The organism is Pseudonocardia autotrophica (genome assembly GCF_003945385.1).
GTDB classification, from domain to species: domain Bacteria; phylum Actinomycetota; class Actinomycetes; order Mycobacteriales; family Pseudonocardiaceae; genus Pseudonocardia; species Pseudonocardia autotrophica.
The window spans coordinates 5,193,959-5,214,880 of sequence record NZ_AP018920.1 but is presented as its reverse complement, the minus strand read 5'-3'; the positions used below and the strand labels follow the sequence as shown (position 1 = coordinate 5,214,880).

Annotated in this window: 20 protein-coding genes; 14 read left to right on the top strand and 6 right to left on the bottom strand. The window is 73.9% G+C overall.

The genetic code is table 11. From position 1 onward, the window contains the following. The first annotated feature begins 5 nt into the window (after positions 1 to 5). A complete protein-coding gene (locus tag Pdca_RS24365) occupies positions 6 to 2,186 on the top strand; it encodes a helix-turn-helix domain-containing protein (RefSeq protein ID WP_085913120.1) in 2,181 nt (726 codons plus the stop codon). A 102-nt stretch (positions 2,187 to 2,288) separates the two neighbouring features. Here Pdca_RS24365 and Pdca_RS24360 read toward each other — a convergent pair whose 3' ends face one another. Further along, the gene (locus Pdca_RS24360) at positions 2,289 to 2,594 is read right to left on the bottom strand and encodes a BMC domain-containing protein (protein ID WP_085913121.1); all 306 of its coding nucleotides are present in this window, start codon (positions 2,592 to 2,594) and stop codon (positions 2,289 to 2,291) included. 228 nt (positions 2,595 to 2,822) lie between these two features. Here Pdca_RS24360 and Pdca_RS24355 point away from each other — a divergent pair, with 228 nt between their 5' ends. Next, the gene (locus Pdca_RS24355) at positions 2,823 to 3,398 is read left to right on the top strand and encodes a DinB family protein (RefSeq protein WP_085913122.1); all 576 of its coding nucleotides are present in this window, start codon (positions 2,823 to 2,825) and stop codon (positions 3,396 to 3,398) included. Positions 3,399 to 3,405: 7 nt separating this feature from the next. On the opposite strand, the gene Pdca_RS24350 is transcribed toward Pdca_RS24355, so the two are convergent. Next, the gene (locus Pdca_RS24350) at positions 3,406 to 4,698 is read right to left on the bottom strand and encodes an aromatic ring-hydroxylating oxygenase subunit alpha (protein ID WP_085913123.1); all 1,293 of its coding nucleotides are present in this window, start codon (positions 4,696 to 4,698) and stop codon (positions 3,406 to 3,408) included. A 25-nt stretch (positions 4,699 to 4,723) separates the two neighbouring features. Continuing rightward, positions 4,724 to 5,908, bottom strand: a complete 1,185-nt coding sequence (gene solA, locus Pdca_RS24345; protein WP_085913124.1) for an N-methyl-L-tryptophan oxidase — start codon at positions 5,906 to 5,908, stop codon at positions 4,724 to 4,726. A 73-nt stretch (positions 5,909 to 5,981) separates the two neighbouring features. Here solA and Pdca_RS24340 point away from each other — a divergent pair, with 73 nt between their 5' ends. Next, positions 5,982 to 6,914, top strand: coding sequence for a LysR family transcriptional regulator (locus Pdca_RS24340; RefSeq protein WP_085913125.1), 933 nt, complete (start codon positions 5,982 to 5,984; stop codon positions 6,912 to 6,914). 47 nt (positions 6,915 to 6,961) lie between these two features. On the opposite strand, the gene Pdca_RS24335 is transcribed toward Pdca_RS24340, so the two are convergent. Further along, positions 6,962 to 7,369, bottom strand: a complete 408-nt coding sequence (locus tag Pdca_RS24335; protein ID WP_085913126.1) for a hypothetical protein — start codon at positions 7,367 to 7,369, stop codon at positions 6,962 to 6,964. Between the two features lie 191 nt (positions 7,370 to 7,560). On the opposite strand from Pdca_RS24335, the gene Pdca_RS24330 reads away from it, so the two are divergent. The 4 genes from Pdca_RS24330 to Pdca_RS24315 all read left to right on the top strand — a co-directional run bounded on the left by Pdca_RS24330 (position 7,561) and on the right by Pdca_RS24315 (position 11,788). Beyond that, positions 7,561 to 9,882: a S9 family peptidase gene (locus tag Pdca_RS24330; RefSeq protein ID WP_085913127.1), complete on the top strand. Its 2,322-nt coding sequence runs from the start codon at positions 7,561 to 7,563 to the stop codon at positions 9,880 to 9,882. Continuing rightward, positions 9,879 to 10,481, top strand: coding sequence for a hypothetical protein (locus Pdca_RS24325; RefSeq protein WP_085913128.1), 603 nt, complete (start codon positions 9,879 to 9,881; stop codon positions 10,479 to 10,481). Before Pdca_RS24330 ends, Pdca_RS24325 begins: the two co-directional genes overlap by 4 nt. Before the next feature lie 99 nt (positions 10,482 to 10,580). After that, the gene (locus Pdca_RS24320; RefSeq protein ID WP_085913243.1) at positions 10,581 to 11,246 is read left to right on the top strand and encodes a GOLPH3/VPS74 family protein; all 666 of its coding nucleotides are present in this window, start codon (positions 10,581 to 10,583) and stop codon (positions 11,244 to 11,246) included. Positions 11,247 to 11,428: 182 nt separating this feature from the next. After that, positions 11,429 to 11,788: a hypothetical protein gene (locus Pdca_RS24315; RefSeq protein WP_085913244.1), complete on the top strand. Its 360-nt coding sequence runs from the start codon at positions 11,429 to 11,431 to the stop codon at positions 11,786 to 11,788. 51 nt (positions 11,789 to 11,839) lie between these two features. Here the strand turns inward: Pdca_RS24315 and Pdca_RS24310 are convergent, their stop codons facing one another. Beyond that, a complete protein-coding gene (locus Pdca_RS24310; RefSeq protein WP_085913129.1) occupies positions 11,840 to 12,595 on the bottom strand; it encodes an IclR family transcriptional regulator in 756 nt (251 codons plus the stop codon). 126 nt (positions 12,596 to 12,721) lie between these two features. Between Pdca_RS24310 and Pdca_RS24305 the strand changes: the two genes are divergently transcribed. Genes Pdca_RS24305 through Pdca_RS24275 form a run of 7 tightly spaced genes read left to right on the top strand, consistent with a single transcriptional unit; the run spans position 12,722 to position 19,156 of the window. Beyond that, on the top strand, positions 12,722 to 13,636 hold the full coding sequence (locus Pdca_RS24305) for an amidohydrolase family protein (RefSeq protein WP_269462815.1): 915 nt from the start codon (positions 12,722 to 12,724) through the stop codon (positions 13,634 to 13,636). Beyond that, positions 13,633 to 14,379 carry an SDR family NAD(P)-dependent oxidoreductase gene (locus tag Pdca_RS24300; RefSeq protein ID WP_085913130.1) on the top strand — a complete coding sequence of 249 codons (747 nt, stop codon included), beginning with the start codon at positions 13,633 to 13,635 and terminating at the stop codon, positions 14,377 to 14,379. The genes Pdca_RS24305 and Pdca_RS24300 overlap by 4 nt, the downstream gene beginning before the upstream one ends. A 10-nt stretch (positions 14,380 to 14,389) precedes the next feature. Beyond that, positions 14,390 to 15,868, top strand: coding sequence for a class I adenylate-forming enzyme family protein (locus Pdca_RS24295; RefSeq protein WP_085913131.1), 1,479 nt, complete (start codon positions 14,390 to 14,392; stop codon positions 15,866 to 15,868). Beyond that, complete coding sequence (locus Pdca_RS24290; protein WP_085913132.1) at positions 15,865 to 17,085, top strand: acyl-CoA dehydrogenase family protein; 1,221 nt, start codon at positions 15,865 to 15,867, stop codon at positions 17,083 to 17,085. Before Pdca_RS24295 ends, Pdca_RS24290 begins: the two co-directional genes overlap by 4 nt. Then, entirely contained in the window at positions 17,082 to 18,230 is a 1,149-nt protein-coding gene (locus Pdca_RS24285) for an acyl-CoA dehydrogenase family protein (protein ID WP_085913133.1), read from the top strand. Before Pdca_RS24290 ends, Pdca_RS24285 begins: the two co-directional genes overlap by 4 nt. Positions 18,231 to 18,251: 21 nt before the next feature. Next, entirely contained in the window at positions 18,252 to 18,734 is a 483-nt protein-coding gene (locus Pdca_RS24280) for an FAS1-like dehydratase domain-containing protein (protein WP_085913134.1), read from the top strand. Further along, positions 18,731 to 19,156, top strand: coding sequence for a MaoC family dehydratase (locus Pdca_RS24275; protein WP_232021165.1), 426 nt, complete (start codon positions 18,731 to 18,733; stop codon positions 19,154 to 19,156). The genes Pdca_RS24280 and Pdca_RS24275 overlap by 4 nt, the downstream gene beginning before the upstream one ends. A gap of 139 nt (positions 19,157 to 19,295) precedes the next feature. On the opposite strand, the gene Pdca_RS24270 is transcribed toward Pdca_RS24275, so the two are convergent. Beyond that, positions 19,296 to 20,912, bottom strand: a complete 1,617-nt coding sequence (locus Pdca_RS24270) for a thiamine pyrophosphate-binding protein (RefSeq protein ID WP_085913135.1) — start codon at positions 20,910 to 20,912, stop codon at positions 19,296 to 19,298. Positions 20,913 to 20,922 lie beyond the last annotated feature (10 nt).

Sequence of the window (20,922 nt, the reverse complement as noted above, 5' to 3'; positions counted from 1 at the left end):
GTGCGATGACGACGCTCGACCCGGCCCGCATCGGATCCCGTCCGGACGGGCTGTCCCGGCTGCTGGGCACGGTCCCGGTCGATCCGGACCGCGCCGCCGACGATCTCGCGACCCAGGCGGCGATGCTCGCCGGCACCCCGGTGACCGTCGCCGCGTGGTGCAGCGAGCGCTGGCAGGTACTGGCCGGATCCGGTGTCGGAACCGCCGGGCTACCCGCGGGCGGGCCGGCGTCGGTCCCGGGGCGCTCCCGCCGGCCCGGATTGATCGTCGGTGCGGACGGCCCGGCCGCACTGTGCTGGGACCCGGACGCCGAGCTGGGCCCGGCCGTGGTCGAGCGACTGCGCCAGGGCCGCGCCTGGCTGTCGCTGCAGCTGATCCGCAGCCAGTCCCGGGTCGAGGTCGACTCGGCGGCCGCCGAGACCGACGCGGTGCGGGAGGTCTCGCGGCGGCTGCTCACCGTCCGCGATCTCGACCAGGTGCTGCTCACCGTCGCCGAGCAGACACTGCGACTGCTCGAGTCGGACATCTGCGGGGTCATGCTCCGCGACGGCGACGTCGTGCAGATGCGCGCCTGCGTCGGCAACCGCTCCACCGAGACGGCCCGGCTGCAGATGCGCCGCGGCCAGGGCGTCGCCGGGCTGGTGTTCCTCACCGGTGAACCGGCCAAGGTCGACTCCTATCTCGAGGACCGCACGATCAGCGACGACTTCATGTCCCTGGCCGAGCGCGAGGAGACCCGCTCGGCACTGGCCGTCCCGCTGCGGCTGCGCGGCGAGTTCCTCGGGGTGCTGGAGGTGTGGCGGCGGCGCCGCTCGGTGTTCACCGACCGGGACATGCGCCGGATGGTCACCCTCGCCGACTTCGCGACGATCGCGATCGACAACGCCCGGCTCTACGACGAGCAGGCGGCGGCCGCCGACCGGCTCGGCCGCGCCCGCGACGCGCTCCAGCAGCAGGTCGCGGTGCTCGACCGGACCTCCCGGCTGCAACAGGACCTGCTCCAGATCGTGATCGGCGGCGGCGGCCTGCCGGCGATCGCCCGCACCGTGGCCACCGAGCTGAGCTGCGAGATCGCCGTCTACGGGCCGGACGGGGTGCGGCTCGCCGGGCACCGGGCCCGCGACATCGTGTCCCAGCTGCCCGAGGTGCTGCCGACCGGCACCGGCGGGCCTGCGCTCGCCGATCGCCGGGCGCTGGCCCGCCCCGTCTACGCCGACGGCGACCAGGTCGGCCAGGTGCTGCTCGTGCGCACCGAGCGGGCCGGCGACATCCTGGACGCGGTCGCCGTCCAGGTGGCGATGGCCTGCTCGCTGGCCCTGCTGCGCGAGCGCGCCGCGAGCCGGGCCCGGGCCGAGGCGTCCGAGCAGGTGCTGTGGGACCTGCTGCAGGGCCCGGTCGAGCACCGGCTGGCCGCCCGCACCCGGGCCCAGCAGCTCAACGTGCAGCTGGCGGGCGGGCTGCGGGTGCTGCACGGCCGGATCGAGAACATCGACGCGCTCGCGACCCAGCTCGGCTGGGACACCTCACAGACCGACCGGGTCCGCAGACGGGTGCTGCGGACCGTGCGGACACTGCAGGGCCGCGGGCTCGCACTGGCCAGCCTGCGCGGCGACCTGCTCGTCGCGATCGCCGCCGATCTCGACCGCAACGGTGCCAAGGATCTGGTCAACGGGTTCGCGGCGGCCATCCACGAGGAGGTGCCCGAGCTGCAGCTGACCTGGGGGATCAGCCGCGAGCACGCCGAGGTCGTCGATCTTCCCAGCGCGCTGAACGAGGCGCGGACGGCGTTGTCGGCGGCGAAGCGGTTCGGCGGGCGCAACGTGTTCCTCTACGAGGAGCTCGGCATCGTCCGGCTGCTGCTGGGTTCGGGCGACGATCCGGACCTGCAGACCTTCGTCGACGAGGTGACCGGTCCGCTGCTCGACTACGACCGGGACAACGACGGTTCGCTGGTGCGCACGTTGCGCGCGTTCTTCGACGCCGACTGTTCACAGAAGCTGGCCGCCGACCGGCTGTTCGTGCACCACAAGACGCTGCGCTACCGGCTGGAGCGGATCCGGCAGCTCACCGGGCTGGACCTGGGCCGGCACGAGGACCGGATGCGGGCCGACTTCGCGCTCCGGCTGCTGCAGGTGACCCGGGCCGACAGCGAGGCCGACGGCGCCGGGGCCGAGCCGGAACGCTGAGGCGGCGCCGGGGCCGGGCCGGAACGCTGAGGCGGCGCCGGGGCCGGGCCGGAACGCTGAGGCGGCGCCGGGGCCGGGCCTCAGCGCCGCGGCCCGGGTCCGTCAGCGGGTCGACTCGACGGCGTCGGTGACGATCTGTTCGGTGTCTCCGTGCGGGCGCGGGATCACGTGGCTGCTGTAGAGCTCGCCGACCCGGACGGCGGCGGCCCGGCCGGCCGCGATCGCCGCGTTGACGGCGCCGACGTCGCCACGCACCAGCACCGACACCTGCCCGTTGCGCAGGGTCCGGTAGCCCTCGATCTCGACGTTCGCCGCCTTGACCATCGCGTCCGCGGCCTCGATCGCCCCGACCAGGCCCTTGGTCTCGATCATCCCGAGGGCGCCCCCGGCCCGCCGTGCCTCTGCCATGGAGCCATCTCCTCTCCGAGCCCTGACGCCGGCGTCGTCGCCGGACCGCTCTCGACGGTAGGTCCGCCGGCCGGGGCGCACGCTGTCCCGGCCGGACAACGGAGGGCGCCCCGGTTGTCCGCGACGGAGCGGTGCGGTGCCCGCCGCGGTGGCGCGCGGAATCCACGGAAGCCACGGAATCCACGGCCCGGTGCAGCACCACGGCGAGCATCCGGCAGGGTCTGGCGCATGGACGAGAAGGAGACGCTGCGCGGCTATCTGCAGACCGGGCGCGAGGCGATGGTGTGGAAGCTCGACGGGCTCGGCGAGTACGACGTGCGGCGTCCGCTCGTCCCGACCGGGACCAACCTGCTCGGCCTCGTGAAGCACCTGGCGCTGGTCGAGGCCGGGTACCTCGGGAGCACGTTCGGCCGCCCGCTGCCGGACGCACCCGCCTGGATGGAGCAGGTCGAGTCGGACCCGACCGTCGATCTCTTCGCGACGGCCGACGAGTCACGTGCCGACGTCGTCGATCTCTACCGGCGGGTGTGGGCACACTCCGACGCCACCGTCGCCGCGTCCGAGCTCGCGACCGAGGGAACCGTCCCGCACTGGCCCGCCGAGCGCGCCACCGTCACCCTGCACCGGGCACTGGTGCACCTGATCGCCGAGACGCACCGGCACGCCGGGCATGCCGACATCCTGCGCGAGACGCTCGACGGCGCGGTCGGGCTCCGGGCGGAGGTCGACAACATGGCCCCCGAGGCGACGTCGAGCGAGCTCCACGACCGGGTCGAGGCGGCCGCACGGGCACACCGGGGGTGAGCCCGGATCAGACCGGGTCGGGGAACATCCGGGTCATCACGTCGTCGTCACCGCCGGGGACCCGGTCGATGCCGACCATCCGGTCGACCACCATGTTCTGGAAGCGGTGCAGCGGCTCCTCGAAGCGGAAGCACATCCGGCCGCCGGTGTAGGCCGGGTTCGTGATGCCGTCCTGGACCCGCTCGACGATCTCCAGGTCCTGGGTGTTGACCAGGTCCCAGAACTGTTCGAGCTGGTCGAGCCCCTCCTGGGCGCCCGGCGTGTCGAGCGCCTCGGGATGGGTGAGCAGCACCGCGGTCTCGACCGTGCGGTCCGCCGCGACCGGCCGGTTGATCAGCACGAACGCATGGTTCGGGAGCACGACGAGCGCGGTGCTGGGGAACAGCCAGACGAACCGGCCGGCGTCGGCGTCGCGCTCGCCGAGCGAGCTCAGTGGCGGGAGCCCGTCCCAGCCGCCGGCGTCGGAGTTGCGCGAGACCGGCGTGGTGCACATGCCGGTGTACATCCCGGGGCCCTGCCAGCGGTAGTGGTCGGAGAACCGGGACACCTTGTTGAGCTCGGGATGCACCCAGGGCAGGTGGTAGTACTCCATGAAGTTCTCGGCGACGAGCTTGTAGTTCGCGGCGACGTCGTAGGTGCGGCGCCGCTGCGGTACCCAGCCGTCGAGATGGTGGTCGGCGAAGCGCCACGACAGGTCCCCGAGCTGCGCGGCGAGCGGGCCGGGGGACGGGTCGAGATTGACGAACAGCAGGAAACCCCAGGTGTCGACGGCGACCGGGAGCAGCCCGACGTCGGCCCGGTCGAACGCGGTCGCCCCCGAGGTGTCGAACACGGCCTCCTCACCACGGGGAACGTCCGAGCCCTCGAACAGCGGGGTGCCCAGGCACGCGCCGTCGGTGTCGTAGGTCCAGCTGTGGTAAGGGCAGCGGATCCGGCCCCGCTTGCCGACCTCGCGGGCGTCGGCGTCGAGCAGCCGGGTGGCGCGGTGCCGGCAGACGTTGTGGAAGCCGCGCAGCTCGCCGTGCCGGTTGCGGGTGATGATCACCGACCGGCCCGCGACCTCGGCGACGACGCAGGCACCGTGCCGGTCGACGTCGGCGACGAACCCGACGGCGACCCAGCCGGAGGCGAACACCCGCTCCCGTTCGATGGCGAAGAACCCGGGGGAGGTGTAGGCGTCCGGGACCAGGGTGGAGGCGCGGTCCACCGGCAGCCGGGTGTGCCGGTAGGTGAACTCGTCGGTGAACAGTGCCGGGTCGGTCGGACGCGCGAGGGGCACGTCGTAGGCGTCGGTGCTCATCGTTCTCCCCCTCTCGGAGTGGTGGTCAGATGTGGAAGCTGCGGCCGAACGTCGGATCGGTGAGCGCCGGCCGGGTGATCGAGAAGGCGTCGAGCGGGTGTGCGGGGGTGCGGCCCGCCGCCAGGTCGGCGAGCAGGCCGCCGATCAGTGCGGCGAACTTGAACGCGTGCCCGGCCCCGACGGCGACGACGATCTGCGGGTGCCCGGGCACGGTGTCGAGGATGAAGTTCTGGTCCGGCGGGACCGTGTAGAGGCAGGTCTTCGAGTACAGCTCCGGCCCGCCGAAGCGGGGCAGGTGCCGGTCGAGGAACCGGGTGTAGCGGTCGCGGCGCACCGGGTCCGGCTCGAAGGTGCGGCCATCGGCGGTGGTCTCGTGCCCGCCCATGTGCTGGCCGAGTTTGGTGGCGACCTCGCCGTAGACACCGAATCCGTAGAAGTTGTGCTCGCCGTGCCACATGAACACCGGGAACCGGGACGGCGAGAACTCCGCGAGATGCGGAGTGGCGTAGTAGGTGACCTGCTCCTGCAGGACGGTCAGCGGGAGCCTCACCCCGGTCCCGGCGAGCACCTCGTTCGTCCAGGCGTCGCTCGCGACGACGACGCGATCGGCGAGCAGCGTCGCGTCGTCGGTGACCACGGCGACACCGTCGCCGTCGGGCCGGATCGCGCGGACCGGGGTGTGCGTGCGGACCGCGGCGCCGTGCGCGCGGGCGAGCGCGACGTGCACCGCATTCGCGCGGGCGGCGTCGACGATGCCGGACTCGGACTGGTAGAGCGCCTGCTCGCTGCCGGACGGCCGGAACTGCGGCCAGCGGGCGGTCAGCTCGTCGGCGTCGAGCAGCTCGTAGCCGATCCCGAAGCGGTCGAACATCGCGGTGTAGCCCTCGATGTTGCGGGTCCCGGTGGCGGCGCCGGCGCGGGCGACCCGGTCCTCGATCACCAGGCCACCGGTGCGGGTGACGAGCTGCTGGCCGGATTCGGCCTCCACTTCGGCCCACGCCTTGTAGGCCGGCGAGGCCAGCGCCGCGTAGTGCTCCTGGTGCTGGGCCAGCCGGATGATCCGGGAGTGGTCCTGGGAGGCGCCACGGTGGTGCCCCAGCTCGAACTGCTCGATGCCCAGCACACCCGGGCCGAGCTCGAGCGAGAGCCGGTGCAGCGCCGCCGAACCCAGTCCGCCGAGCCCGACGACGATCGCGCGGTAGGTACTCACAGGGGTCAGTGTCGGAACGCGGAGTGTTCACGTCCATCGCAGAGTTGAACTACTGATCTTGTACGATTCTGCGATGATCGATCGGCGACTGCGGGTGCTCCAGGCCATCGCGCGGCACGGCACCGTGACCGCCGCCGCCGAGGTGTGCCGGATGACGACGTCGGCGGCCTCGCACCAGATGCAGGCACTGGCCCGGGAGCTCGGCGTCACGCTGCTGGAGCCGGACGGCCGCCGGGTGCGCCTCACCCCGGCCGCCCGCACCCTGCTGGTGCACGGCGAGACCCTGGCCGCGCAGTGGGAACGGGCCCGGGCCGAGCTCGACGCACACCGGCACGGCGAGGTGGGCGGCGCGCTGCGGTTCTGCGGGTTCTCCACGGCCGCCGCCGCGGTCGTGCCGCAGACGCTCGACCGGCTCCGCCGCAGTCACCCGGCGCTGCGCCTGCAGCTGCGCGAGACCGAACCGGCCCGGGCCTTCGAGCTGCTCGCCGCCGACGAGACCGATGTCGTGGTGGTGGTGGCGACGGCGAGCATCCCACCGGTCACCGACCCGGCCTTCGAGCAGTGGACGCTCTACGACGAGCCGCTGGACCTGCTGGTCGGGCCCGAGCACCCGCTGGTCGGGCGGGGCGAGGTCGCGTTGAACGACCTGGCCGGGGACCGGTGGATCTGCAGCAACCCCGGCCGGGCCTATCACCAGCTGGTCACCCTGGCCTGCGCCGGCGCCGGGTTCGCGCCGGACATCGCGCACTTCGCCGACGAGTGGGACACCGGCGCCGCGCTGGTGTCCTACGGGTTCGGGGTGGCGCTGGTGCCGCGGCTGGCCGATCTGCCTGCGCGGCACGAGACCCGGCGGCTGCGGATCGGGATCCCGCCGGTGCCGCTGCGCCGGGTGATCGCCGCCGTCCGCGCCGGCTCGCAGCACCAGCCGGTGGTGAGCGCCGGGCTGGACGCGCTGCGGGAGTCCTGCGCGGCACTCTCGAACCTGATCCAATCGTCCGACGAATGATCAGGGTTCGGTGTTGATCTCTCCATGATCATCGGACGATCGGGGAGTCAGACGTCGAAGACCTCGCAGGAGAGCGGCTCACCGTCGAGGCCGACCGCCTCCAGCGCGTCGACGACGAGATGCACGAGCTGGTCGTGACCGAGCTCGTCGGCCCGCAGCTGTAGCTCGAGGCCGTGCTCGCCCGGGCTGAATCCGAGCGCCTCCAGCCCGCGGACCTGGCCCTCGTCCAGGCCGGGGGGATCGGCGTCGGCCCGGCCGAGCAGCGTCCCGAACGAGCGCCGCAGCCACCCGGGCCGGTGCTTCGCCGGATCGGGCACCTCGAACACATATCCCTGCGGGCCGAAGCAGATCCACTGCACCACGCCCCGGGCACCGCTGTCCGAGCCGAGCACCGCTGTCCCGCCGTTGCGGGTCTCGTACAGGGCCCGCGCCGCGATCGTTCCGGTGTCGTTCATCGGGCGACGTTACCGCCTGGGGTTGCGCAGGGCCGCTGTCGTGCTGTGGCCGGTCGCCGATCCCGCGGTGGCACGCGCCGCCCGCAGCGGTCGGTGGCGCACGTCACAGGTCGTTGAGTGTGCCGCGGCGGCCGGGTGTCTCGTCGACGGTGACGACCTGACGGTGCACCACAGCGAGGGAGACATCCGACATGACCCGGCTCACCGCGTCCGACTACGCCCGTGCCGAGCAGATGCTGCTGCCCTACCGGGCGCGGAAGGCGCCGATGGTGCGGCCGCAGTGGCAGCGCGGCGGCGCCCGGTTCCGGTACCGGATCGGGGATCGGCACCTGCTGGTCGACCCGGCCGACGGCACCCGCGAGCCCGCGTTCGACCACGAGCGGCTCGCCGCGGCGTTGTCCACCGCATCCGGGCACCCGGTGGAGGCCGACGCGCTGCCGCTGCTGCAGGTCGAGTTCGACATCCCGGGACGCGACGACGACGTCGTCCGGTTCACCGCGTTCGGCGAGCGCTGGGAGTGGTCCGACGCCGGCGGTGAGTGCACGCGGATCGAGGACCCCGCCCCCGCCCCCGGGGAGATCGTCTCCCCGGACGGGAGATGGGTCGCGTTCACCCGGGAGGGGAACGTGTACGTCCGCTCCCGCGACGACGGCGAGGAGATCGCGCTCACCGACGACGCCGAGCCGGGCCACGAGTACGGCAGCCTGCCCGACCCGATGAGCGCGCGGGCGCTGATGCGGGCGTTCGGGCTGGGAACGTTCGGGCTGCTGACCTGGTCACCGGACTCCACCCGGCTGCTCGTGCACCGCCTCGACCAGCGTGGCCTGCCCGAGCAGGTGCTGGTCGAGTCGTCGCCGCCGGACGGCGGGCGCCCGGTCGAGCACCGCTACCGCTACCCGATGCCCGGCGACGAGAACCAGGCGTCGATGACCTGGAACGTCATCGACGTCGCGGCGCGCACGATCGTCCGGCAGCAGGACGAGCCGGCGACCGTCGTGCACCCGACCGCGCTCGTCTATGCGTGGTGGACGGGGGAGAAGGGCGACGTCGTGCACTTCCTGCGCCAGCCGCGCGACGCCCGGGCGCTGGAGCTGCACCGGTTCGATCCGGGCACCGGGGAGAGCACCGTGCTGGTCCGGGAGACCGGCGAGACCCGGGTCGACCCGACCCCGCAGCTCGGCGACCCGCCGATGGCGCGGGTGCTGGACTCCGGGGAGTTCCTCTGGTGGTCGCAGCGCGACGGCTGGGGGCACCTCTACCTGTACTCGGCCGACGGGTCGCAGGTCACGCAGGTGACCAGCGGTCAGTGGCCGGTCCGGTCGGTGCTGTGGGTCGACCAGGAGCGCAGGCAGCTGTGGTTCGTGGCCGCCGGGCTCGTCGGGAGCGACCCGTACGTGCGTCAGATCTGCCGGATCGGGCTGGACGGCAGCGGGTTCACCCGGCTCACCGACGACGACCTCGACCACGACGCCGTCAGCCCGCCGGAGGGCGGCTACCTGGTGGACCGGGCGTCGTCGGTGGACCGGGCGCCCCGCTCGCGGGTGCTGGGCGGTGACGGGCAGCTGCTGGTCGAGCTGGAGCAGCCCGGCACCGAGGCCCTGGCGGCGCTCGGCTGGTCCCCGCCGGAGCGGTTCCGGACGACCGCCGCCGACGGGCGGACCCCGGTGTACGGCCTGCTGTGGCGCCCGCACGACTTCGACCCGGAGCGCCGGTACCCGGTCGTCGAGCACATCTACGGTGCGCCGCAGGTGTACCGGGCCGGGCCGGCGTTCGACTCGCCGCACTCCGGTGAACCGGAGGCGCTGGCCGCGCTCGGGTTCGCCGTCGTCGCACTGGACGGCCGCGGCACCGCCGGGCGCAGCAAGGCGTTCCAGGACCACTCCTACGGCAACCTCGGCGACGGCGCGCTGGACGACCACATCGCCGCGATCCGCGAGCTCGGGCACCGGTACCCCTGGCTGGACACCGGCCGGATCGGGATCACCGGACACTCCGGTGGCGGGTACGCCACCGCACGGGCGCTGCTGGCGCACCCGGACTTCTACGGCGTCGGGGTGTCCGTGGCCGGCAACCACGATCCGGGCTTCTACCTGCCGATGTGGGCCGAGCAGTACCACGGCGACGTCAGCGAGGAGGGCAGGCAGGCGATCTCCACCCCGGCGATCGCGGCCGGACTGACCGGCAAGCTCCTGCTGATCCACGGTGAGCTCGACGACAACGTGCACCCGTACCACACGATGCGCCTGGTGAACGCGCTGATCGACGCCGATCGCGACGTCGACATGCTGATCGTGCCCGGTGGGGAGCACTCGCTGCTGCTCCGGATGCACCACGTGCAGCGCCGGATCTGGGACTACCTGGTGCGGCACCTGCACGGGACCGAGCCGCCGGCGTACCGGCTCGCGCCGCTGCCGATGCCGCCGGGCAGCTCACTGGGACCGGCTGCTCCGGGACCGGACGCCCGGAGGCATGCGGCGCTGGGACCGGCTGCTCGGGGGCCGGCTGCACCGTGAGCGGCGACCTGCTGCGCCCGCTGCGGCGCCACGAGATCCTGCACCGCCACCTCTACGAGATCGAGCATCCCGGCCCGGACGGCCGTCCGGCGACCTGGACGGTCGAGATCGACCTCGCCGGGGACGGGGACGCCCGGCTGTACCTCGACGGACGACGGGCGGCCACGACGGACGTGCCGGGGAGCCTTCCGGTCCCGGGCGGACGGATCGAGGTCGACGTCGGCCTGTACGGGACGACCCGGATCCACCTGGTCCCCGGCTCCGGCCCCGAGCACCGGCTGCGCCCGTCGCCCGGGACCCTGGAGTACCGGCGCGCCCGGCTCGCCCGGCGCCGGCCGGGCGTGAGCCGGGCGATCGCGGTGACGGCCGTGCTGATCCTCGCCGTCAACCTGGTGCTGGCGGTGCCCCAAGCACTCGAGCTCATCACCGCGCAACCCAGGATCGCCGAGCTCGTCGGCAGCTTCAGCTCGCCGGTGTCGCTGCCCGGCTGGCTGAACGCGACCCTGCTCGTGGCCGGGGTGCTCGCCGCGACCGAGCGGGTGCTCACCCTGCGACGTAACCGGGTGCTCGACGCCGAGACGTTGTGGACGGGGCTCTGACCACCCCCGATCGGGGCGCTCGGGTTGACCGTGCCGCTGCGGCATGGTGTCGACTGGATCCTGCGGCCGCTCGGAGCGGCAGCACAGGAGGCGGAGGACATGCAGGACGACACGCTGATCGTCGAGGACACGCTGCTGCTGATGCTCGACGACAAGTCGGGCACCCCGGCCGGGGCGGGCACCCTGCCCTACGTGCTGGGCGGCGGGATGCTGGTCGAGCTCGCGCTGCTGGGCCGGGTCGAGGCCGACGAGAGCCGGGCCGGGCTCGGCGGCCCGATGATCGTCGCCGTCGGCGACGGCCCGCTGCCGGATCCCCTGCTGCAGAACGCCTACGACATCGTCGCCCGGCGCCCGCGGCGCGTGCAGGGCCTCCTCTCGGAGCTCGGTGACCTCTGGAAGCCGCTGACCGAGCGGCTGCTCGAACGGGGCTTCATCCGCAGGGAGCGCAAGCGCATGCTCGGGCTGATCCCGATGACCTGGCTGCCCTCGACCGGCTCGCAGCACGAGACCGAGCTGCGGCAGCGGGTGGTCGACGTGCTGGAGGACGGCGCCGAGCCGGACCCGCACACCGCCGCCGTGATCTCGCTGATCTCGGCGAGCGGGACCCTGCCGTCGCTGCACCCCCGGCCGAAGTGGTCGAGCGCGGTGATCGGGCGGGCCAAGGAGCTCGAGGAGGGCAACTGGGGTGCCGGCGCGGTGAGCAGCGCGGTGACCCGCACGGCGGTCGCGATCGCCGCCGTGGTGGTCACCACGGCCACCCGTTAGCCGCGACGTCCGGTCCGCGGCCCGCCGCCGCGCAGCGAGCCGGCAGCGGCGGGGGATCGTCGCTGATCGGGGCGGTCGGGCGGCCCTGAACGCCGGCGAACGGGTGTACCCGGCGGCCCCGGCCACGGTGGGATGAACCCCCCGGCTTGCCAGCGTCTCCGCTGCGGCGCCATGCTGGGGTGGTGAGCGAGAAGTCTGTCGCACTGGACCTCGACGACGCCGGACTGGCCCGGGCTCTGCCCCGCCCGCCACACGGCCACGACGAGATCCAGGACGTACCGTTCCGCCCGGTGGGATTCCGGGACGACGATCTGCCCACGGCCCTGGAGCGTTCCGCGCTCTGGCTGCGGGAGGTCCAGAAGTGGTTGGGGGAGCCGGTCGATGTGATCGGCGTCCATCTCGACTACGACGACAGTCCGGACGGGATCTACTACGAGGTCAAACTGCTCTGCAACGACGAGGACCTGGCCGGGGTCCCGATCGCGCTGCGCGACCGCAGCGGTGCCCCGGGGGAGCCCTCCGCGGAGAGCAGGCCCGCCTGATCCACGCCCGTCACCGGTAACGAATACGCCCTCCCGCCCGCCGGACCGCGGTCAGCCGATCGCGATCCGGCGGGCGGCCGCGTTCGCGGCGGCGGCCCAGCGGGTCACCGCCTCCGCGGTCGCCCGACCGGCCGGAGCGGCCACCGCCAGCCCGGCGAGCGCCCCGGGGACCGCCACCCCGACGGCGGCGATCTCGATGTCGCTCTCGTTGTGCACCAACGCATAGCCCTGCTCGCGGGCGGCCGCCACCGACTGCTCCAGCCCGGACCGGCCGGCGATCCGTTCGGCGCGCTGAGCGTCGTCCATCGCGGCGATCACGGCCACCCCGGCCGAGGTGCGGTGCGCGGGTAGCTCCAGCCCGACGAGCCCGGCCACCCGCAGCGGCCGCTCGCTCTCCGCCGCGTCGACGAAGCGGGCGGTCGGTCCCTCCAGCAGCACCAGCGAGACGGTCTCGTCCAGCTCGTCGCGCAACGCCTCCAGGTGCGGGCGGGCGCGATCGCGAATGCCGAGGAGTCCGACCGCGGCCATGCCCAGGCCGATCAGGGCGGGCCCACTGCGGTACCCACGCCCGGACGGGTTGCGGGCCAGGAACTCGTAGTGCTCCAGCATCGTCAGGAGCCGGTGCGCGGTGGAGCGTGCCACCCCGATCTCCCGCGCGCACTCCGATATCCGCAGCTCGTCGCGGCTGCGCAGCAGGAGCAGCAGGCGCAGCGCGTTGCCCACCGACTCGATCGGATAGGCCGGCTGTGCCCCCGGGGGTGGCTGTGCCGCCGGGACTGCCGCCACTGCCTCTGCCGGCTCCGTCATCGCACCATCCTCCCTCCTTGACGATCGCTCGTCGTCTCAGGCACTGTCACGTAGAGCAGGACAATACAAGAGAGTGTCCTGCACTGCAGAACATCCAGAGAACATCTCGACGACGAGAGGAAGACCGTGGGTACGCAGGCGTTCCTCGCCCGACGGGCGATCGACGTGCACGTCCACGTCACCGAGGGCGGTGGTGCGGCCGGACGCGACGCCGCGAGCCGCGAGTTCCAGAAGGCGTCGGCGGCCGTGTTCGGCAGCGGCACCCAGACCACGGTCGGCTCGGTGGCCGAGTACTACCGCGAGCGCGACATCGGCGCCGTCGTGTTCGCCGTCGACAGCGAGAGCGCGACCGGCCGCACCCCCGTCCCCAGCGAGGAGGTCGCCGATCTCGCCGCCGCGCACGACGACGTGCTGATCCCGTTCGGCAGCGTCGACCCGTGGCGCGGTCAGGTCTCGCTGCGGCGGATCCGCAGCCTGGTCTCCGAGCACGGGGTCCGGGGTTTCAAGTTCCACCCGTCGACCCAGGCGTTCTACCCGGACGACCACCGGTTCTTCCCGCTCTACGGGGCCATCGAGGAGGCCGGGGTCCCGGTCGTGTTCCACACCGGGCAGACCGGGATGGGCACGGGCCTGCGCGGCGGCGGCGGGATCCTGCTCAAGTACTCGAACCCGATGCACCTCGACGAGGTCGCGGCGACCTTCCCGGACCTGACGATCATCATGGCGCACCCGTCGGTCCCCTGGCAGGACGAGGGGCTGGCCGTCGCCATGCACAAGCCGAACGTCTACATCGACCTGTCCGGCTGGTCGCCGAAGTACTTCGAGCCCAAGCTCGTCCGCTACATGAACCGGATGCTGCCGGACAAGGTCCTGTTCGGCAGCGACTACCCGCTGATCAGCCCGGACCGCTGGCTGCGCGACTTCGACGGCCTCGACATCGCCGACGACGTCCGGCCGCGCGTCCTCAAGGACAACGCCGTCACGGCGCTGGGGCTGGCCCCCGCGTCACCCGAACCCACGACGGGAGCGACCACCCGATGAGCCGACTGCAGAACGTGTCCGTGCTGGTGAGCGGGGGTGGACGGGGGATCGGCCGGGCCGGTGCCATCGCCATGGCCGCCGAGGGCGCCACCGTCGGCGTGCTCGATCTCGACGCGGGCGCGGCGGAGGCCGTCGCCGACGAGATCGGGCGGGCGGGCGGCACGGCGCGCGCCTGGAAGGTCGACGTCGTCGATCCGGACCAGGTCGCGGCCGTCGTCGAGGAGGCCGTGCAGTGGGCCGGCGGCGTCGACGTGTTCGTGCACTCGGCGGGCATCGTCGCCCCGGCGATGCTCAAGGACATGACCCTCGAGTCGTTCGAGAACGTCGTCAGGGTCAACCTGACCGGCACCTTCGTCTGCCTCACCGCGCTGATCCCGCACTGGACCGGGCGCGGGCGCGGCAAGTTCGTCGCGCTGGCGTCGCCGGCGGCGGTGCGCGGCCAGGTCGGCGGCGGGAACTACGCGGCCGCGAAGGCCGGCGTCGTCGCACTGGTGAAGACCGCCGCGGCCGAGCTGGCCCGCTACAACGTCACCGCGAACGCGTTGCTGCCGATCGCGGCGACCGAGATGTCGGCGAACGTGCGGGAGAACCCGAAGCTGGAGGAGAAGTTCCTCGGGATGATCCCGCTGCGCCGCTGGGCCACGCCGGAGGACATCGCGCCGAGCCTGGTCTACCTGGCCTCGTCCGACTCCGACTACATGACCGGTTCCGTGCTGTCGGTCGACGGCGGCCGGACGATCTGAGGAGGAACCCGTGCATCCCTGGACGGTCGCCGAGCAGCTCCGCTGGGTCGCGGCCCGGCGGCCCACCGACACCGCGCTGGTCGACGACCACGGGGAGTCCAGCTTCGCCGAGCTGTACCGGCGGGCGTCCGCGCTCGCCGGGCACCTCGTCCCGTACGCGGGCGGGCGGGTCGGGCTCTATCTCGCGAACCGGCGGGAGTGGGCCGAGGCGTTCTTCGCCTGCCAGCTGGCCGGGGTGGCCGCCGTGCCGGTGAACGACCGCTACCAGGAGCGGGAGGTGCGCCATCTGGTGTCCGACGCCGACGTCCGGCTGGTCGTCACCGACGGCGGCGCGCACCGGGCGGACGTCCTCGCCGGGCTGACCGGCGACGTCGACGTGCTGTCGGCCGGGCCGGACTACGAGCGTGCGCTCGCCGACGCCGGACCGGTCCGTCCCACCGGGTCGGACGAGTCGGCGGTGCTCTACACGTCCGGGACGACCGCGCTCCCCAAGGGTGTCGCGTTGAGCCGGGCCAACCAGGCGTTCGGCACCTGGCTGGGACCGGCGACCCTGCTGGGGCTCACCCCCGCCGACACCGTGCTGATCTCCACCCCGCTCGGGCACCGGGTCGGGCAGGTCCGGCTGCTCGGCGGGGTGCTGTCCGGCGGGCGCACCGTGCTCAGCGCCGACGCCCGGCCCGCGACCCTGGTCGACGCCGTCGCACGGCACCGGGTGACGGTCACCGGGATGGTGCCCACCATCGCCCGCGACCTGGTCGGCTCGGGTGCGATCGGCGACCGGATGCGCAGCCTGCGGGTGCTGAGCGTGACCGGCGAGGCGACCACCCCGGAGCTGCGCGAGGCGGTCGCGGCGGCGCTCCCGGACACCGAGCTGTGGACGTTCTTCGCCTCCACCGAGACCGGTCTCGCCGCCGCACTCCCGCCGGCCGAGTTCACCAGCCGGCCCGGCTCGTCCGGGCGGGCGCTGCCCGGGGTGGAGCTCGCCGTGCGCGATCCCGGCGGCGGCCCGCGCAGCCGCTCCGGGGCGGGGGAGGTGCTCGTGCGCTCCGGCGCTCCGGGGAGCTACGCGGTCGGCGCCGGGTACGTCGGCGCGGCCGCCTCGACGCCGTTCACCGACCCGGACGGCTGGTTCGCCACCGGTGACCTGGGCGAGCTCGACGCCGACGGGCTGCTGTCGATCACCGGCCGGTCCAAGGACATGATCCTCTCCGGCGGGTTCAACATCGCCGCCGCCGAGGTCGAGGAGATCCTGCGCCGCCATCCCGGGGTGCGCGACGTCGCGGTCACCGGTGAGCCCGACGAGCGGTTCGGCGAGCAGGTCGTCGCGTGGGTGGTGCCGGCCGGGGGCGAGCGGGTCACGGCCGAGGAGCTGCGTTCCTTCACCGCCGAGCAGGCCGCCGCGTTCAAGCGGCCCCGCACGGTCCGCTTCGTCGACGCGCTCCCGCGGACCGCGACCGGCAAGGTCGCGAAGTGGCAGTTGGTCCGATGAGCACCGCGGGCTCGCGCAGGCCGGTCGACGTACCGGACTCCTACCACCGGTTCGCCGGCGACGCCGCGGCCTGGCTCGCCGCGCACGTCGAGGAGCTCCCCGACGTCGACACCGACGAGGGCTTCGCCGCGCACCGGGCCTGGGAACGCACCCTGCACGACGCCGGCTGGAGCGGGCTGTCCTGGCCGCGCGAGTACGGCGGCGCGGGCGGCGACGTCCTGCACGAGGCGATCTTCGCCGAGGAGTACGAGCGGGCCCGCGGTCCGGTCCGGATCACCCGTCCCGCGTTGCGCTTCCTCGGGCCCGCGTTGATGCACACCGCCGACGCGGCGCAGCGGGCGCGCTGGCTGCCGCCGATGCTGGCGGCCGGGGAGATCTGGTGCCAGGGCTTCTCCGAGCCCGGCGCGGGCAGCGATCTCGCCGCCGTCGGGACCCGGGCGGTCCGGATCGGCGACGGCTACGTCGTCGACGGGCAGAAGACCTGGACCACCTACGGCCGGCACGCCGACCGGATGTTCGCGCTGGTCCGCACCGGCCCGCCCGGTGCCGGGCGGCACGGGCTCACCTGTCTCGCGATCGACCTGACCGGTCCCGGGGTCGACGTGCGCCCGATCCGGCAGGTGCACGGCCGCACCGGCTTCGCCGAGGTGTTTCTGACCGGTGTCCGGGTGCCGGTCACCGACCGGATCGGCGACGAGGGCGACGGCTGGGCAATCGCGATGCGGCTGCTGTCGTTCGAACGCGGGCCCGACGCCGGCGGTCCGGCCCGCAGCCGCCGGCGGCTGGCGGCGCTGGCCGCCGACGTCGCCGCGGCCGGCCCCGGCCGGGACCGGGCCTCCGACGAACGTGAGCCGGGAGCGCCGGCCGCCGACCTCACCGCGATCGGCCCGGACCTCGACCGGGCCGCCGTCGAAGGTGAGTTGGGGGCGCTGGTCGCCCGGGTGCACGGCTACCGCTGCCACACCGACCGCCGGGTCGCCGCGGCATGGCGGGGCGAGCAGCCGGGCGCGGAGTCGAGCGTGGTGAAGCTGTACTCCTCGGAGCTGGATCTCGACGTCGTCGAGCTGGGGCTGGACCTGTTCGGCGACGAGCGCACCGCCGAGGGGACGCCCGAGTTCCTGGACCTGTGGCACAGCCGCGCCGGGCGGATCTACGGCGGGGCGGCCGAGATCCAGCGGACCGTCGTCGCGGACCGGTTGCTCGGACTGCCCCGATGAGGTCGCAGGCGTCGCGGTTGTTCGACCCGTCCGCGGAGCAGCGCTCGCTCGCCGAGGCCGCGCGGCCCGTGTTCGACGCGGCGGGGCGGGCGGGATCCGCCGCGGCGCCGGGTGGGCCCGACCCGGCCGGTGATCCGGGCCCGCCCGGGCCCGGCTGGCGGGTCCTCGGCGAGTCGGGCCTGTTCGGCGCGCTGCTTCCGCAGGACCGCGGCGGCCTCGGCCTGGCGCCGTCCGAGCTGGCAGCGATCACCGAGCAGGCCGGACGGGTGCCGGTGCCGGGTCCGCTGGTGGAGACGCTCTGGGTCGCCGTCCCCGCGCTCGCCGCCCACGACCATCCGCTGCTGGCACGGGTGGTCGACGGCCACGCGGTCGCCACCGCGGCCGATCCGGCCGGGCGGGCCCCGGACCTCGACGTCGCCCATGCGGTGGTCGTGCCGGGTCCGCACGGTGACGTGCTGCTCGGCCCGGACCTCGGTGCGGCCGCTGATCCGGTGTCCACAGCGGACCGCCTGGAACGGTCGTTCCGGCTCCCGACGACCGCTGTCCCGTCCGGCCCGGTCCCCGGATCGGCGCCCGGCGGTGCCGCAGCGCCCGCCCGCGGTCCCGCGGATCGCCCGGCCGGACACCCGCTGCCGCTGCTGCTCGACGTCGGCGCCGTCACCCTGGGCCGCCTGGGCGGCGCCGCCTACCTGGTCGGCATCGCCGCGCGACTGCTGGAGATCGCCGTCGAGCACGCGCGCACGCGGGTCCAGTTCGGCGTACCGATCGGCAGCTTCCAGGCCGTCCGGCACCGGCTCGCCGACACCCACGTCGAGATCGAGATCGCCCGCAGCGCGGTCGGCGGTGCCGCCGTCGACGTCGACCGCGGCGACCCGGTCGCGGGCGGCACGGTCACCTGCGCGGCCGTCCTCGCCCGCCGCGCGTTCGACGCGGCGCAGCGGCACTGCCTGCAGGCGCTCGGCGGCATCGGCTTCACCTGGGAACACGAGCTGCACGTGCTCGTGAAACGGGGGCACACGTTCGCGCACCGGTTCGGCAGCCGGCGTGAGCTGGAACGGCTGCTCGGTGCCGGGCTGCTCGACGGCGAGCTGTTCCAGGACACGGCCGCCTCCCTGCGCCCGGGCCCGCCGCCACCCCACATCTGAGGACCGACCGAAGGAGGAACAGTGACCGACACAGGCAGGACCGACACAGGCAGTACCGACACAGGCAGTACCGACACAGGCAGGATCGACACAGGACGGATCGGCCACCGCTATCCGGTGTACCGCTACGAGGTGAGCCGCGCCAAGATCGAGGAGTACGCCGCGTCCGTCGGGTTCGCCGTGCCGGACGTGCCGGTCGGCACCCCGATGGAGGCGCCCGGGATGTTCGCCGCCTGCTTCACCGTGATGCGCGGCGCCGCCCTGCTCCGGGAGGACGAGGGCCTCGGCGGCAGCGGCGCGATCGTGCACGCCGGCCAGGAGTACGAGTTCCACGGCCGGGTCCGCAGCGGCGACGTGCTGCGCTGCACCCCGACGATCACCGATGTGCGCGACCGGGGCGCACACACCTACCTGACGCTGGAGATCGAGTGCGTGGACGAGTCGTCGGAGCGTCCGGTGGCCACCAGCAGACAGACGATCGCCTACCTGGGGGCGGCGGCGTGACCGCCGCGACGACGCTGCGGCCCGGCACCGTGATGCCGCAGCGCCGGCACACCGTGGAGCAGGCCGACCTGATCCGCTACGCCGGGGCGTCCGGTGACTTCAACCGGCTGCACTGGGACGAGCCGTACGCGGCGCAGGCCGGCCCGGCCGGTGGGGTGATCGTGCACGGCATGCTCACCCTCGGGCTGCTGGTCCGGGTGGTCGGGGAGTGGGTCGGCGGCGACGACCGGGTGCTCTCCACCTCGGTCAGCTTCCGGGCCCCCTGCCCGGTCGGCGCGACCGTGACCCTGCGGGCCGAGGTGCTGGAGGACGACGGGTCCGGCGCCCCCGGTACCGCGGTGCTCGCGGTCGGCGCCGAGCTCCCCGACGGCTCCCCGGTGCTCGACGCGAAGCGCTCCCGGATCGTCGTCCGCACCGGCTGACCTCGGCGCCGCACCGCCTGGTGGCGGTGCGGCACCGAGCAGGGCGTCCGGCGTGCGGTGCGCCGCCTCCGGAGGTGACATCGGGCAGGGTGCGCCGCCCCGCCACCGGCGACCGGCACGTATCCTGCACCGTGTCCACTCAGGACGGGCTGAACTCCGTCGGCTCCGTCATCACCTCGACCAGCGTCGGGTGGTCGACACCGGCGGAGTCCGCGAGCGCGTCCCGTAGCTCCGGCAGCGTCGTGACCCGGCGCCCCGGCACCCCGAACCCGGTGGCGATGTCGGCGATCCGCGGCCCGGAGATGTCGACCCCGGGATACACGCCCGAGGCGAGCGCGTCCCCGCCGAAGCGTTGCAGCGCCGAGCCGACGGCCGCGTAGCCGCCGTTGTTCAGCACCACGTAGGTGACCGGCAATCCGCTGCGCGCCGCCGACCAGAGCGCGGGCAGGCCGAACTGGAACACCCCGTCGCCCAGCACGGCGGCGACCCGGCGGCCGGGCATCCCCATCGCCACGCCGAGGGCGGCGCCCATGCCCCAGCCGAGCGAGCCGGACGTCGACACCAGGTAGTCGTCACCGCTCGCCTGGTGCGCACGCTGCTGCAGGATGCCGCCGGCGGTGGTCGCGTCGCCGATCAGCGTGCTGCCGCGCAGCGACTCGGTGAGCACGTCCACCACCTCGCCGGGGCGCAGCACCGCACCGCCCGACGGGGTACGGGCCGGTGCGGGGGCGGCCGGTGGGACGGTCCGGGGCGCCTGATCGGCGAGCGCGCCCGCCAGCGCGGCGATCACCAGCCCCTGATCGCCGACCAGTGCGACGTCCACGCCGTGGATCATCGCGATGTGCCGGGCGTCGCCGTGCCCGTGCACGACCGGGACGCCGTCGGGCAGTGGCGGCACCCGGGCAGGCTCGAACTCGTTGAACAGCCGGGCGCCGAGGAACACCAGCAGGTCGGCGTCGCGCACCAGCGGATGGTCCGGCGAGTACTGGCCGCGGAAGTGCGGGTGGTCGGTGGGGAACCCGGGCCGTTCGAAGCCGCGCCGGTCCTCGTGCAGCACCGGGAGCCCGAGCTGCTCGCTCAGCGCGACCAGCTGCTCGACCGCACGGACCCGGGCGATCTCGTTGCCCGCCACGATGACCGGCCGTTGCGCGGTGACCAGCAGATCGGCCGCCGCCCGGATCGGGCCCGCCGTCGGGGCGGTGCGCGAGTCGAACCGGAAGCGGGCCGCCTCCGGCACCGGGACCGGTTCGTCGTTCTCCAGGAGCTCCTGGCCGATCCCGACCCACACCGGCCCGGCCGGTTCGGTGACCGCGGTCCGGACGGCCCGGTTGACGTCCTCGGGGACGGCCGCGCTGCTCAGCGACTGCCAGTCCGACTTGACGTACTGGTGCACCAGATCGCGCATCCGGCGACCGGTGGTGAACCCCTCGCGGGCCTGGATCGAGGAGGGCTTGAGCCCGTTCAGCAGGACGACGGGGGAGTACCCCAGCTGGGCCGCGTACAGGTGGCTCAGGCCGTTGGTGAGCCCGACGTTGGCGTGCAGGTAGGCGACCGACGGCTCCCGGGTGATCCGGGCCAGACCGTCGGCCATCGACACGGCGACGCCCTCGTGGGTGGTCAGGACGGGTTCGACGTCCTTGCGGTGCACGAGTGCGTCGAGCACGGCCGCCTCGGTGCTTCCGGGACAGGTGAACAGCCGATCGACGCCCCAGTCGTGGAGGACGTCGAGCAGCGCGTGCGCGGCAGGTCGGGACATGGGTCCTCCG

Bases quoted from the DNA above. Each gene is read 5' to 3' on its own strand.
- Pdca_RS24365 (WP_085913120.1), top strand. From the start codon at position 6: ATGACGACGCTCGACCCGGCCCGCATCGGATCCCGTCCGGACGGGCTG.
- Pdca_RS24360 (WP_085913121.1), bottom strand. From the start codon at position 2,594: ATGGCAGAGGCACGGCGGGCCGGGGGCGCCCTCGGGATGATCGAGACC.
- Pdca_RS24355 (WP_085913122.1), top strand. From the start codon at position 2,823: ATGGACGAGAAGGAGACGCTGCGCGGCTATCTGCAGACCGGGCGCGAG.
- Pdca_RS24350 (WP_085913123.1), bottom strand. From the start codon at position 4,698: ATGAGCACCGACGCCTACGACGTGCCCCTCGCGCGTCCGACCGACCCG.
- Pdca_RS24340 (WP_085913125.1), top strand. From the start codon at position 5,982: ATGATCGATCGGCGACTGCGGGTGCTCCAGGCCATCGCGCGGCACGGC.
- Pdca_RS24335 (WP_085913126.1), bottom strand. From the start codon at position 7,369: ATGAACGACACCGGAACGATCGCGGCGCGGGCCCTGTACGAGACCCGC.
- Pdca_RS24330 (WP_085913127.1), top strand. From the start codon at position 7,561: ATGACCCGGCTCACCGCGTCCGACTACGCCCGTGCCGAGCAGATGCTG.
- Pdca_RS24320 (WP_085913243.1), top strand. From the start codon at position 10,581: ATGCAGGACGACACGCTGATCGTCGAGGACACGCTGCTGCTGATGCTC.
- Pdca_RS24310 (WP_085913129.1), bottom strand. From the start codon at position 12,595: ATGACGGAGCCGGCAGAGGCAGTGGCGGCAGTCCCGGCGGCACAGCCA.
- Pdca_RS24300 (WP_085913130.1), top strand. From the start codon at position 13,633: ATGAGCCGACTGCAGAACGTGTCCGTGCTGGTGAGCGGGGGTGGACGG.
- Pdca_RS24290 (WP_085913132.1), top strand. From the start codon at position 15,865: ATGAGCACCGCGGGCTCGCGCAGGCCGGTCGACGTACCGGACTCCTAC.
- Pdca_RS24285 (WP_085913133.1), top strand. From the start codon at position 17,082: ATGAGGTCGCAGGCGTCGCGGTTGTTCGACCCGTCCGCGGAGCAGCGC.
- Pdca_RS24270 (WP_085913135.1), bottom strand. From the start codon at position 20,912: ATGTCCCGACCTGCCGCGCACGCGCTGCTCGACGTCCTCCACGACTGG.